Source organism: Streptomyces niveiscabiei (assembly GCF_033794345.1).
In the GTDB taxonomy this organism is placed as follows: domain Bacteria; phylum Actinomycetota; class Actinomycetes; order Streptomycetales; family Streptomycetaceae; genus Streptomyces; species Streptomyces niveiscabiei.
In genome coordinates this window covers 59,157-74,636 of the sequence record NZ_JARAYJ010000036.1, presented here as the reverse complement: position 1 = coordinate 74,636, position 15,480 = coordinate 59,157, and the positions used below count along the sequence as shown (strand labels likewise).

General features: G+C 69.9%; 2 protein-coding genes and 1 tRNA gene. 2 read left to right on the top strand and 1 reads right to left on the bottom strand.

What is annotated here, in order from left to right; genetic code table 11:
- Window positions 1–97: 97 nt before the first annotated feature.
- Window positions 98–174: transfer RNA gene (locus PV682_RS35175), tRNA-Thr, on the top strand.
- Between the two features lie 215 nt (window positions 175–389).
- A complete protein-coding gene (locus PV682_RS35170; RefSeq protein ID WP_319735812.1) occupies window positions 390–13,241 on the top strand; it encodes a DUF7927 domain-containing protein in 12,852 nt (4,283 codons plus the stop codon).
- A gap of 67 nt (window positions 13,242–13,308) precedes the next feature.
- Here the strand turns inward: PV682_RS35170 and PV682_RS35165 are convergent, their stop codons facing one another.
- Window positions 13,309–15,387 (bottom strand): InlB B-repeat-containing protein, encoded by a 2,079-nt coding sequence (locus PV682_RS35165; RefSeq protein WP_319735811.1) that lies wholly within the window; start codon window positions 15,385–15,387, stop codon window positions 13,309–13,311.
- Window positions 15,388–15,480 lie beyond the last annotated feature (93 nt).

Sequence of the window (15,480 nt, the reverse complement as noted above, 5' to 3'; positions counted from 1 at the left end):
GTACCCGGAGGACTGTGAACTTCGCGGAAATTTTCGACGGGGCGGCCGATCGGCTTGGGTACACTGCACGGGTCGCGTACGCGCTCTTGTACGCCACGCCTCCTTAGCTCAGCTGGCCAGAGCACCGCTCTTGTAAAGCGAAGGTCGTCGGTTCGAATCCGACAGGGGGCTCCAGCACCATGGACAGCCAGCTCGCAAGACGCGCGAGCTGGCTGTTTTCGCGTACCGCCGCAGCGGCACGACCGCATCCCCCCTGAACGGCGCATCCGGAAGGCCGGGCACGGCGCCGTCCGGGCGATTTCGGACAGTCTGATGATCAAGAAATCTGACGCAGGGTTATCTCTCCCAAGGCTGACGGATAGTCATACTTACCTGGTCTGGGGTTGCCCGTGTTCGCGAAGGTCACACACCGTTACGGCCGCCTGGTGGCGGCGTTCGTGGCGCTGGCGCTCGGCACGGGTGCCGCTCCGGCGCTCGGGCAGCCGTCCGGACCGGGCAACCCGCTGGGCACGGGGCGCGCCGTCCTCCTCGCCGACTGGCCCGGCGGTGCCTCCGGTGCGCTGGGGAAGACGGTCGAGGACTCCGCCGGGTACCGGATGGAGAGCACCGCACGACGGTCCGCCGGAGACGGTTCCCCCGCCACCCGTTGGTCCACGGTCGAGCTGCCGGAGTCCGTCGCCGGGCGTCAGGGCGCGCGGGGCCTGCGGCTGCCCGCCCCCGGTGAGGGACGGCCGTACAGCGTGACGCTCACGCTTCCCGAGGCCCGGCCGGGGTGGCTGCGGCTCGGAGGGCTGGCCGCGGGGGCGGTGACCGCGGTGGGGAAGGGGGCGGACGGCGAGGGCGTACGGCCCGAAGCGGCCGGTACCCGTGCGCTCACGTCGGTCATCGGCGGCAAGCTCGCCGTGAACTCGCTCGCCGGGGCGGACGAGGAGGTGTGGGGCGCCGAGCGGTCCGCCGAGGTGGTGTTCCGCGAGGCCGTGCGATCGGTGACGCTGACGGTGGGGGAGGGGAACGCGGACGGGGTGATCGTGGCGGGGCCGTTCGGGACGGAGTCCGGCTCCTCCGACGAGGACGAGGACGAGGCCAAGGCCAAGGGCAAGGCCAAGGCCGAGGACGACGGCGAGGCCAAGACCGCGTCCGCCGCACCGCGAGAAGGAGCCGAGGCGTCCGCCGGACCGAAGGGGACCGCGACGCCCGGGGCGGCCGACGCCGCCGCGAAGAAGCCCGGCGCCAGAACACCCGCCGCGAAGAGACCCGGCGCTCCCCGGGCACCCGCCTCCCGCCGCGCCAACGTCAACTTCCCCGTCGACGAGCCCTTCACCGGCACCTCCAGCACGCTCAACAACCACTGGACGATCGCCGGTTCGGCGAACGTCGGCAACGGCTGGCTGAACCTGACGCCCGCGACCAACAACCAGGCCGGGTCGGCGATCATGCAGGACTCGTTCAACACGAACCTCGGCGTGCTGGTCGACTTCGACTACAACATCAGCGGCGGCAGCGGCGCGGGCGACGGCTTCTCCGTCTTCCTCATGGACGGCTCCTCCACCAATCTGACCCCGGGTGCGTCCGGCGCGGGCCTCGGCTACGCCTGCGGGAACGTCTACAACACCGGCTCCGGCAACGTCTGCCACTCCAACGGCGTCCCCAACGCCTACGTCGGCATCGGCTTCGACGCGTACGGAAACTTCAGCGGCACCCTCGCGGGCAACGGACCGGCGCCCGGCAACGGATACAACAAGGTCGCGATTCGGGGCTCCGGCAACGGCACCAGCGGCTACAAGTTCGTCACCAACGCGGCGGCCCCCGGCGGCCTGCGCATGACCAACGGGACGACGACCCGGCACGTGCAGCTCCTGATCCAGGGCTCGACGGTGTCGGTGTGGCTCGCCGACCCGACGACCGGCGCGATGACGGAGATCATCACCAACGCCAACCTCGCCTCGGTGAGCGGCCAGGCGGCGCTGCCGGCCACCTTCCACCTCGGGTTCGCGGCCAGCACCGGCGCCGCCACCGAGGTGCACAAGCTGAAGAACGTCGTGGTCACCCTGCCGGTCGACGCGCAGATCAGCAAGAGCGGGCCCTCGCAGGTCAACTCCGGTTCGCAGGCGACGTACACCGTCACCGCCACCAACAACAGCGACAGCATCAACACCGTGCAGAACGGGTCGATCACCGACACCGTGCCGTCCAACTTCACCAACGTGACGTGGACTTGCTCCGCTTCGGGCGGCGCGAGCTGTGCCTCCGCCTCCGGTTCGGGGAACAACATCAACGCCGGGGTGACGCTTCCGGCGGGCGGTACGACGACGCTGACGGTGACCGGGACCGCGACGACCGCCGGGACGGTCACCAACACCGCGAACCTGGTGCTGCCCGCGCAGTACAGCAACATCAACGCGGCCAACCCGCTGTCCGCGAGCGTCAACACCACGATCATCGCGGACGACTTCGACGTCACCAAGAGCGGCGGGAGCGCGGCCACCGCACCCGGCAACGCCACGACGATTCCGGTGGTCGTGGCGAACAACGGGCCCAACAACGCCCAGAGCAACGCGACCGTCACCGTCACCATGCCGCAGTACGTCATCGCCAACTCGACGCAGCCGTCCGGGTGTTCGGTCAACTCCAACGGCACACAGGTGACCTGTACCGTCCAGGCGTCGCAGCTCACCAACGGCGCCTCGGTCAACTTGCCGATCTCCGTGACGGTCTACTCCAGCGCACCCGGCAACACCGCCCTGACCGCGCCGAACGGCATCCAGGTCACCGGCACGCTGGACGCCGTCTCCAGCAACAACCAGGCCGACGCGGTCGTCAACACCTCCTCTTCCGTGGCCGACTTGAACGTCGCGAAGTCCGCGAACCCGACGCAGGTCAACTACGGCTCCAACACGACGTTCACGCTGACCGTCACCAACAACGGGCCCAGCGCGACGAGCAACGTCCAGGTCACCGACCAGCTCCCCAGCGGCCTGACGTACGTCAGCGACGACTCGAACGGCGCCTACAACTCCGGCACCGGCGTGTGGAACGTCGGCTCGCTCCCGCTCGGACAGAGCGCGACCATCCACATCACGGCGACGGTGAACAGCACGTCCCCGCAGACGAACCGGATCACGCAGGCGACGTCCAGCGGCTCCGACCCGACGCCGTGCGCGACCGGCTCCACGGCCAACTGCGCCTCAGCGACGGTCACTCCGGTCGCCGCCGACCTCGCGACGACGAAGACCGCGACGGGGACGCCGATCGCGCCGGGGCAGACGTTCCAGTACCAGATCACGACGGCGAACAACGGCCCGAGCGCCGCGACGAACGTGACCGTGACGGACACCCTGCCGTCCCAACTCACCTTCGTCTCCTCGTCGTCGGGCTGTACGGCGTCGGGCCAGACGGTGACGTGCCCGCAGATCGCGTCCCTCGCGAACGGGGCGAGTCAGACCAACACGATCACCGTGAAGGTGCCGTCCTCGTACACGGGCAACGGCGGCGACATCCAGAACACGGCGTCGTCGATGTCGGCGGTCCCGGACCCGACGCCGGGCAACAACACCTCGCAGCCGTCGTCGCCGCAGGTCAGCGGCCCGGTCACCGACCTGTACGCGAGCAAGGTGCTCAACACGACGCAGGCCGTTCCGCCGGGGTCGAACGTCCAGTACACGATCTGGGCGAACAACGGCGGCCCCTCGGACGCGACCGGCGTGACGGTGACGGACACCCTGCCGGCCGGGATGACGTACGTGTCGGGGCCGTCGAACTGCTCGGCGTCCGGGCAGACGGTGACCTGTACCGGCATCGGCCTCGGGGCCAATGTGGGCAAGGCGCTGCCGATCACCGTGAAGATCGCCTCCAGTTACACCGGCAACGGCAGCGACATCCCCAACCAGGCCACCGAGTCCGGCGGCAACGGCACCGACCCGAACCCGGACAACAACACGACGGCGCAGGTCCCGCCGAACGTGGGCCCGGCCTCCGCCGACCTGTCGACGGCGAAGCAGGCCGCGTCCAGCACGCCGATCTCGCCGGGGCAGACGTTCGCGTACACGATCACGACGAGCAACGCGGGCCCCTCGGACGCCCAACAGGTCGCCGTCACCGACGCGTTGCCGTCGCAGCTGACGTTCGTGTCCTCGTCCACCGGCTGTACGGCGTCGGGCCAGAACGTCACCTGCCCGGCCATCGCGACCCTCGCGAACGGCGCCTCGCAGACCAACACGATCACGGTCCGGCTCTCCCCGTCGTACACCGGCAACGGCAGTGACATCGGGAACGTCGCCACCTCCAACTCCCCGACCGGCGACCCGAACCCGAACAACAACTCCTCGTCCCCGGCCCCGCCGCCTCCGGTGAACGGCCCGCAGACCGCGCTGTCGATCAGCAAGGCCGGCTCGGCGACCTCGTACCAGCCGGGGCAGTCGTTCTCGTACACGGTGACCGTCTCCAACGCGGGCCCCTCGGCCGCGGCCGGTGTCACCGTCGCCGACACCCTTCCGGCGCCGATGAGTTCGTTCACGTGGACCTGCACGGCGTCCGGCACGGGCAGCGCCTGTGGCGCGGCGAGCGGCAGCGGGAACCTGAGCGACAAGCCGACCGTCGGGGTCGACGGGACGCTCACGTACGTCCTTTCGGGCACCGTCGCCACCTCCGCGAGCGGCCAGCAGACCAACACCGCGACCGTGACCGCCCCTTCGGGCGACACGGACGCCAACTGCCAGTCCACGTGCCGCTCGACGGTCACCACCAACGGGCCGAACATCACGATGTCCAAGTCGTCGTCCCCGCACGGCGCGAAGCCGGGCCAGACGGTGACGTACACCGTCACGATGACCAACAACGGTCAGGGCGACGCGAGTTCGTTCAGGTTCGACGACGATCTGAAGGACGTCGCCGACGACGCGACGTTCGTCGACGGGTCGATCACCTCGAACCCGGCGGGTGGCACCGGCAGTTACGACGCCTCGAACGCGGCGCTGAGCTGGACCGGCCCGGTGCCCGCCGGGCAGACCGTCACCGTCACCTACCAGTTCACCGTGGACTCGCCGCCCGACGGCAACGGCGTCCTCAACAACGACGTGTACGCCGACGGCACCAACTGCGCCCCCGGCACGAACGACGGCGACTGCACCGACAACAACGGCGGCGGCACCCCGCGCATCACCCTGTCGAAGGTCGCGAACCCGCAGGGCCCGGTCTCTCCCGGCCAGACGGTCGGCTACACGGTGACGCTCACCAACGCGACCGCGTTCGACTACCCCGGCGCCTCCTTCCAGGACGACCTGACGGACGTCCTCGACGATGCGACGTACAACAACGACGCGTCCGCCTCGGCCGGTACGGCCAGTTACAGCGAGCCGACCCTGTCGTGGACCGGCACCGTCCCCGCGAACTCCTCGGTCACCGTGACCTACAGCGTGGTCGTCGACAACCCCGACGACGGGAACGCGGCCCTCAACAACACCGTCACCTCCACCACCGACACCAACTGCGGCGACGGCTCCACGGACCCGAAGTGCGCCGAGACCGTCCAGGTCGGACGGCTGGACATCACCAAGTCCGTCTCCAACAGCACCCCCAAGCCCGGCGACCAGGTCACCTACACGGTCACCGTCGAGAACACCGGCACCGGCACGTACTCCGGCGCCACCTTCACCGACGACCTGACCGACGTCGTGGACGACGCGACGTACAACAACGACGAGAACGCGTCGATCGGCACGGGCACTTACAGCGCCCCCAAGCTGACCTGGACCGGTGACGTCCCGGCGGGCCAGACGGCGACGATCACCTACAGCGTGACCGTCGACAACCCCGACACGGGCAACAAGACCCTCACCAACGCCGTCACCAGCCCCTCGGGCTCCAACTGCGGTACGGGCTCCACGGATCCGGGCTGCTCGACGTCCAGCGGCAGTCCCCAGCTCACGCTGACCAAGACGTTCAGCCCGGCGAACCCGGTGGCGGGCCAGAAGGTCACGTACACGGTCGTCGCGCAGAACACGGGTACGGCCACCTACACGGGCGCGACCTGGTCCGACGACCTGTCCGACCTGATCGACGACGGGACGTACGGCAACGATGCGAGCGCGACGTCCGGGACGGTGAACTACTCGGCGCCGAAGCTCACTTGGAACGGCGACCTCGCGGCGGGCGCGTCCTCGACGACGACGTACAGCGTGCTGCTGGGCGACCCGATGCCGGGCAACAAGCAGCTCACCAACAAGGTCACCTCCACCCTGGACACCAACTGCGGCTCCAGCTCGACCAGTTCGGCGTGCGGAAACACCACCCCGCAGGGGGTCGGCCAGCTCCAGATCGCCAAGACCGTCGACAACTCGGCGCCGAAGCCGGGGGACACCGTCCACTACACGGTGACCGTCCAGAACAACGGCACGGGCGTGTACGACGGGGCGACGTTCACCGACGACCTCACGGACGTCATCGACGACGCGACGTACAACAACGACGCGGGCGCGACCGACGGGACGGTGAGTTACACCTCCCCGAAGGTCACCTGGAGCGACGACCTCGCGGCCGGGGCCACCGCGACGATCACCTACTCCGCGACGGTGAACGACCCCGACACCGGCAACCAGTCCCTCGGCAACAGCGTCGTCTCGACGGCCGGTTCGAACTGCGCGCAGGGTGCGCAGGCCGCGTCCTGCTCCACCAAGTCGGCCGTCCCGCAGCTGAACATCACCAAGTCCGCCTCCGACACCACCCCGCAGCCCGGCGAGAAGGTCACCTACACGGTCACCCTCACCAACCCCGGCACGGCCGACTACACGGGCGCGACGTTCACGGACGACCTGACGGACGTCATCGACGACGCGGCGTACGACAACGACGCGGGCGCCACTGCGGGCACGGCCAGTTACTCCGCCCCGAAGGTGAACTGGACGGGTACGGTCCCGGCCGGCGGCACGGTCACCGTCACCTACAGCGCGACCGTCGACTCCGACCCCGCCCAGCTGGGCAACGGCGTCCTGAAGAACGCGGTCACCTCGACCTCGCCGGGCTCCAACTGCGCCACCGCGTCCGGCACCGGCTGCTCGACGACCTCCAACCAGGTCCCGACGCTGTCGATCACGAAGAAGCAGACGTCCACCGGACAGGCGACGCCGGGTTCGAAGGTCACCTACCAGGTCACCGTCGACAACCCGACGAACAGCACCTACACGAACGCCTCCTACACCGACGACCTGACGAAGATCCTGGACGACGCGACGTACAACGCGGACGCCAACGCCTCGGCGGGCAGCGTCAGTTACTCCTCCCCGAAGCTGACCTGGACCGGTGACGTGCCGGGCGGCCAGACGGTCACCCTCACCTACAGCGTCACCGTCAACGACCCCGACACCGGGGACAAGCAGCTCAGCAACACCGTCGTCGGACCGGCCGGCTCCAACTGCCGCCAAGGGTCCACCGATCCGGGGTGCAGCAGCGTCCCGGCCGGGGTCCCGACGCTCACCATGCGGAAGACGGTCTCCCCGGCCAACCCGGTACCGGGACAGACCCTCACCTACACGGTCACCCTCACCAACACCGGCACCGCCGACTACGACGGCGCCACCTTCACCGACGACCTGACCAAGGTCCTCGACGACGCGACCTGGCTGAACCAGACCAACGCGGCCGGAGGAACGCTGAGTTACAGCGCGCCCAAGCTGACCTGGACCGGTGACGTCCTCCAGGGCCAGACCCGGACGGTGACCTACGCCGTCCAGGTCGACGACCCCGACACGGGCGACGGGCAGATCGACAACGCGGTCGTCGGCCCGGCGGGCTCCAACTGCGAGCAGGGTTCGACGAGTCCGGACTGCTCGGCGAACATCGACGGCGTCCCCGCGCTGAACATCAGCAAGACCATGTCGCCGAACGCGCCGCTCCAGGGCCAGAAGGCCACGTACACGGTGACCGTGAAGAACACCGGGACGGCGACCTATCCGAACGCCTCCTACACCGACGACCTGACGAAGGTCCTGGACGACGCGGCGTACAACAACGACGCCAACGCCTCGGCGGGCAGCGTCAGTTACTCCTCACCGAAGCTGACCTGGACCGGCACCCTCGCCGCCGGCGCCACGGCGACGATCACCTACAGCGTCACCGTCAACAACCCCGACACCGGCGACAAGCAGCTCATCAACGCGGTCACCGGACCGGCGGGCTCCAACTGCGAGCAGGGTTCCACGGATTCGGCCTGCTCCACCGGCAACGACCCCGGCCAGGGCGTCCCCCAGCTCACGCTGACCAAGACGTCGAGCCCGGCGAACCCGGTGGCGGGCCAGAAGGTCACGTACACGGTCGTCGCGCAGAACACGGGTACGGCCACCTACTCGGGCGCGACCTGGTCCGACGACCTGTCAGACCTGATCGACGACGGCACGTACGACGACGACGCGAGCGCGACCACCGGCTCCGTGTCGTACGCGGAACCGAAGCTGACCTGGACCGGCGACCTCGCGGCCGGCGCGTCCGTCACCACCACGTACAGCGTGCTGCTGGGCAACCCGATGCCGGGGAACAAGCAGCTCACCAACACGGTCGTCTCCACACCGGACACCAACTGCGGTCCCTCGTCGACGAGTTCGGCGTGCGGGAACCGGACCCCGCAGGGCGTACCGCAGTTGACCATGAAGAAGACGGCGTCCAGCAGTACGGCGACGCCGGGCTCGACGGTCACGTACACGGTGACGGTCCAGAACAGCGGCACGGCGGCGTACGACGACGCGTCCTGGAGCGACGACCTGACGGACGTCATCGACGACGCGACCTACAACAACGACGTCAACGCCTCGACCGGCAGCGCGAGTTACAACGCGCCCAAAGTCACCTGGACCGGCGACCTCGCGGCGGGCCAGACGGCGACGATCACCTACAGCGTGACCGTGAACGACCCCGACACCGGCAACCAGCAGCTCACCAACACCGTCGTCTCCGACGTCCCCGGCTCCAACTGCGGCTCGGGCTCCACGGATTCCTCCTGCACCTCGGGCCCGCTGGGCGTCCCGCAGCTCGCGATCACCAAGACGGTCTCCCCGACGACCCCGATCCCCGGCAACACCCTCACCTACACGGTCACCCTCAAGAACACGGGCACGGCCGACTACGCCGGCGCGACCTTCACCGACGACCTGACCAAGGTCCTCGACGACGCGACCTGGCTGAACCGGACCACCGCCAGCACCGGCACGGTCTCCTACGCGGCGCCGAAGGTCACGTGGACCGGCGACGTACCGCAGGGCCAGTCGGAGACGGTGACGTACGCCGTCGAGGTCGACGACCCGGACACCGGCGACAAGCAGATCAACAACTCCGTCGTCGGCCCGCCCGGTTCGAACTGCGAGCAGGGTTCCACCGACTCCCGCTGCACCGCCGACATCCCGGGCGTACCCGAGCTGCACATCACCAAGACGCAGTCCCCGGCGACCCCGACGGCCGGCCAGAAGGTCACCTACACGGTGACCGTCGACAACACCGGCACGGCGGACTACCCGAACGCCACCTTCACGGACGACCTGACGGACGTGATCGACGACGCGGCGTACGGCAATGACGCCAACGCGACGACCGGTACGGCGAGTTACACCTCCCCGAAGGTGTCCTGGACCGGCGACGTCCCCGCCGGCCAGACCGCGACGATCACCTACTCCGCGACGGTGAACAACCCCGACACCGGCAACCAGCAGCTCGCCAACTCCGTCGTCGGCCCCCAGGGTTCGAACTGCGAGGCGGGCAAGCAGGACGCGGACTGCACCTCGACCTCCGGCGTCGGCCGGCTCCAGATCACCAAGACCTACTCCCCGAGCAACCCGCTCCCCGGCGACACGGTCACCTACACGGTCAACGTCACCAACACGGGCACGGCGACGTACACGGGCGCCTCCTGGGACGACGACCTGACCGGCGTCCTCGACGACGCGGCGTACAACAACGACGCCTCCGTGACCGGCGGCAGCGTGAACTACACGTCGCCGAAGCTGAGTTGGTCCGGCAACCTGACCCCCAAGGCGACGGCGACGATCACCTACAGCGTCACCGTGGACGACCCCGACACGGGTGACGGCAAGCTCGCCAACACCGTCGTCGGCCCCCAGGGTTCGAACTGCCCCGCCGGTTCCACCGACCCGGACTGCTCCCCGGCCCCGGCCGGTGTCCCCCAGCTCTCCATCACCAAGGCCGCGTCGGCGACCAACCCGAAGCCCGGCGACAAGGTGACGTACACCGTCACCCTCACCAACGCCGGCCAGGCGCCGTACCCGAACGCCACCACCTCCGACGACCTGACCGGCGTCCTCGACGACGCGGCGTACGACGACGACGCGAACGCCTCGGCGGGCAGCGTGAGTTACGCCTCCCCGAAGGTCACCTGGACCGGCACGGTCCCGGCGGGCGGCACGGTCACCGTCACCTACAGCGTCACCGTGAACACCCCCGACACCGGGGACCACAAGCTCGTCAACTCCGTTGCCGGCCCCCAGGGTTCGAACTGTGAGGCGGGCAAGCAGAACGCCGCCTGCACGACCAGCGACGACCCGGGCAACGGCATCCCCGACCTGTCCCTGTCGAAGACGTCCTCCGACCCGACCCCGGAGCCCGGCGACACGGTGACGTACACCATCACCGCGAAGAACCAGGGCACGGCCGTCTACACGGGCGCGCAGTGGTCCGACGACCTGACCGGGGTCCTGGACGACGCGGCGTACAACAATGACGCCAACGCCTCGCTCGGGACGGTCGGTTACTCGTCACCCACCCTGTCGTGGACCGGCGACGTCCCCGCCGGGCAGACGGCCACCATCACCTACTCCGTGACGGTGAACTCCCCCGACACCGGCGACAAGAAGCTCACCAACGCGGTCGTCTCCACCCCCGACACCAACTGCCCCGCAAGCTCGACCGACCCGGACTGCGGCTCCAACGCCACGGGCGGCATCCCCAGCCTGACGATCACGAAGTCGTCGTCCACCACGAACCCGCTGCCGGGGCAGCAGGTCACGTACACGGTGACCGTCCAGAACACCGGCACGGCGACCTTCCCGGGCGCGACGTTCACCGACGACCTGACCGACGTCATCGACGACGCGGCCTACGGCAACGACGCCGACGCGACCTCCGGGACGGTGAGTTACGCCTCCCCGAAGGTCACGTGGACCGGCGACGTCCTGGCGGGCGCCACGGTCACCGTCACCTACAGCGCGACGGTGAAGTCCGACCCGGCCCAGCTGGGCAACGGCGTCCTGAAGAACGCCGTCACCTCGACGTCGGCCGGCAACAACTGCGCGACACCGAGCGGCACCGGCTGCTCCACGACGTCCAGCCAGGTCCCCACCCTCCGGATCGCGAAGACGCAGACGACCACGCAGGCGCTCCCCGGCGACACGGTCGGCTACCAGATCACCATCACCAACCCGACCACCTCGGACTACCCGAACGCGTCCTACACGGACGACCTGACGGGCGTCCTGGACGACGCGGCGTACAACAACGACGCCAACGCCACGGCGGGAACCACCACTTACGCCTCTCCGAAGCTGACGTGGTCCGGTGACGTCCCCGGCGGCCAGACGGTCACCCTCACCTACAGCGTCACCGTGAACACGGTCGACACCGGGGACGGGGACCTCGCGAACACGGTCGTGGCGAACGTCCCCGGCTCCAACTGCGCGGCCGGTTCGACGAGTTCCGGCTGCACGACGGGCGGGGGCAACAGCCCCAACGGCCTGATCCCGCACCTGAAGATCGTCAAGACCGTCGACAACACGAACCCCCTCCCCGGCGACCTGCTGAACTACACGGTCACGGTCACGAACGACAGCCAGGCCGCCTACCCGGCCGCGACCTTCACCGACCAGGTGACGCAGGGCACCGGCCTGATCAACCAGCAGCCGGTGACCCCGCCCACGGCCAGCGAGGGCACCATCAGCGCCCGGTCCGGGTTCACGTACACCTGGACCGGCGACATGCCGGCCGGCGCCACGGCGACCATCACCTACACCTATATGGCGAACGCGGTCCCCGGCTCGGGCAACCGGCAGATCGTCAACCAGATCACAGGCGCCAGCGCGAACACGACGTGTTACGGCAACACGACGACGCCCGGCTACCCCACGGGGTGCGGCGCGACCGTCGTAGCCCCGCTCTACAACTTCGGCGAGGCCCCCGACTCCTACGGCACGACCACCACCGCCGACGGCGCCTACCACGTCATCGTCCCCGGCCTCGGTCTCGGCAACGGCCCCCAGGCCGACCTGAACGGCTCCCCGGACGGCCCCCGCCTCGACCAGGACAGCGGGCGCGGCCCGACGTCCATCCCCACGGCGTACGCGTCCGGAACGGGCTACAGGACGCAGGTCGAGCTGACCAACACCACAGGCGCGGCAACCCTGTTGGCCGCCTGGCTCGACTACGACTTCGACGGCGTTTTCGAACAGGGCGAGCGCATCACCCGCACGATCCCGGTCAACGCGACGACCACGACGCTGAGTTGGCCGGACGCGGACTTCGCGAAGGCCGGCACGACGTACATGCGCCTGCGCCTGTACGGCGAGCAGGTCCCGGCGGGCCGAGACCCGCAGGTACCGTCCGGGGAGACCCTGGTGAAGGTCGGCGGCAAGCTCCGCGCGGTGCCCTTCCAGAAGGCCGCAGTCCCGGCCGACCCGAAGCCCACCGGCTACGGCGGCGCCGGGCAGGTCGAGGACTTCAAGATCCCTGTCGCGAAGGGCGAGTTGGACGTCAAGATCACGTCGAACAACCCGAACCCGAAGCCGGGTGACAAGGTGACGTACACGATCACCGTGTGCAGCCCGACCGGCGTCCCGTACACGGGCGCGACCGCCTCGGCGAACCTGTCGCAGGTCCTGAAGTACGCGACGTACGGCAACGACGCCCACGCCACCACCGGCGCGGTGAACTACTCGGACGGCAAGGTGAGTTGGCAGGGCACGGCCCCCGCCGGCTGCGCCCACCCGGCGAAGATCACCTTCACGGTGACGTACAGGTCCGCACCCCCCTCCGGGACGAAGGTCGACATCCCGGTGACCGGCGGCCCCTCCGGCTCCAACTGCCCGCCCGGCTCGCGGAACCCGGACTGCACCGCGGTCGTCGAACCCCGCCCGGCCCCCGGCAAGCCCCTGCCGGACACGGGCGGCGACCTCAACCCCCTGTGGCTGGCGCTCGCCGGCTGTGTGACGGCCGCCGGGCTGGCCCTGCTCCACGCGGTCCGCAGGCGCCGGGGCTGAGCGGAGGGCGGGCCAAGCGATGGGCGTCCGGCCGGGGGCATGGTTCGCCCGCCGGCCGGACGGGCGGTCAGCTCTTCCTGAAGACCGCCGTCAGGGTGTGCGCGGCGTCCATGCGGACCGCCGTGCGCGCCTTGCCGGGCCGCTCGTGGCCGCCGTACGGCTTGCCGTCGAGGAGCCAGTCCTGGAAGACGTAGCCCTTGGCGGGGACGGCGGTGACGGTGACGGTCTCTCCCTCGGCGTAGGGGCCGGGGCGGAGCGTTTTGACGGTGCCGGTGCCGCCTCGGGTGGTGAGGGTGAGGGGGGTGTCGAGGGGCGCGAACAGGGCGGTGAGGGTGGAGTCGTGCCGGCCGACGCGCAGGACGATGTCGTCGTGGTTGCCGGCGTAGGAGCCGTCGAGCTGCCAGCCGGTGAAGCGGTGGCCGGGTTCGGGTACGGCGGTGTAGAGGAGGTCGGTGCCCTCGGTCTCGGCGCGGCGGGTGGACGCCTTCTTCACCGTGCCGTGTCCCTTCGTCGCCGTGGTGACGGTGTGGGTGGGGGTGGTTCCCTCGCGGAAGACGGCCTGGAGGGTGTGGTCGGAGTTCATGGTGACGGTCAGCTGTGGGCTGCCGCCGGTGACGGTCTTGCCGTCGAGGACCCAGTGGTCGAAGACGTGGCCGCTGTTCGCGGTCGCCGTGAAGTTGCTGGTCATGCCGGTCGGGTACGGTCCCTGCTGGGCCGCCGTCACCGTGCCGGAGCCGGCCGGGGACACCGACTCGGCCACCGAGCACAGGGTGTCGGGGGTGACGGGCGCGTTGTACGCGGAGACGACCGGCCCGGTGGTGTTGAACACGGAGACCGTGTCGGAGGGCTTGGCCTGGTTCAGCGGGACACCCAGCGGCTCGCCCCGGTAGGACTGGGCGGCGTTGGAGAACCGGTTGATCCGGCCGCAGGGACCTTTCGTGGCCTCCTCGCAGCTCGTCTGGTACGACATGACGGTCGACCAGTCTCCCGAGGCGGGGAAGTAGCCGTTGGCGCCCAGGGGCTGGGTCGGCTGGACGGGTTCGGTGGTGCGGTCGTGGGAGGCGCCGAGGTTGTGGCCGAGTTCGTGGCCGAACGAGTAGTGCCAGATGGCCTGTTCGGCGACGACGGAGTAGGCCCAGTTTGCGTAGCCGGGTCCGGGCGGGTCGGGGATGTAGCCGACGCCGCCCGCCGCGAGGCCGCCGACGACCGTGGAGACCTGGTCGGCGCCGACCTGGGTGCGCAGGGTGGGGAGGGTGTCGGCGATGCCGTCGCCGGGGGTGGCGAAGGCGGCCAGGGACGCGTTGCTCGCGTTGTCGTAGGACGCGGGGATCTGGAGGGCCGTCGTGCCGACGAGGCGGGCGCGGACCTTCGCGCCGCTGTCGGCGAAGGCGTCGTTGGCGAGGGCGACGCCGCGCGCGATCTGCGCCTCGATCTGCGCGGTGCCGCCGGCCTCCTTCAGCGCGAGGGGGGTGTAGGCGACGAGCTGGTCGACGACGGGGACCGTGTCGCCGGGACCGGTGCCGCAGCCGGGCGCCTTGCTCTTCCCCTTGGTCCCGCCCTTCGCCCCGGCCGGGGTCGTCGTGCGGTGAGTGGCGCTGGTGGGGCGGGGCTTGGGTGCGTGCAGCCCGCCGTCGTGTTCCTCCGTCGCCGGGGTGATCTGGCTGACCAGGACCTTGCCGGGGCCGTCGGGGACGATGGCGTAGTGGTCGCCGCCGAGCATGAAGTCGGCGCTCAGGTGCTCGTTGCCGTCCGTGCCGTCGCAGCCGCCCTTGAGGGTGAGGATGACGTCGTGGTCGGAGTCGGGGGAGGTGCCCTGGAGGGTCCCGTGCCAGACCAGGTGGCCGTTGATCGTCTCCCGGCCCTCCTCGACGGCCGTGACGACGACGTCGTCGAAGAGCGGGAAGCGCGCCGCGCGGCCGGGGGTGCCCGTTGCGCACAGGGGGTCCAGCGCGGTGGGGCGGATGCGCGCGGTGCGTTCGCGGACGACGTTGCGGCCGAGGCGTTTCGCGGTGTCGGCGGCGTCCTCCGGGGAGGGGCCGCCGTCGCCGGCGGTGACGACGTTCGCCGGGGCCGCGGGTGTGCCGCGGGTCTCGGCCGTCGCGGCCGGCGCGGTGACGGTCAGGCCCAGGACGACCGCTCCCAGCACGGTGTTCCGGGTGAATGGAGTGAACGCGGGCAATGAGGCCGCCTTTCTGATCCCCCCTTTGCGGTCATGACGCGGGAGGAATCCCCTGCGGGC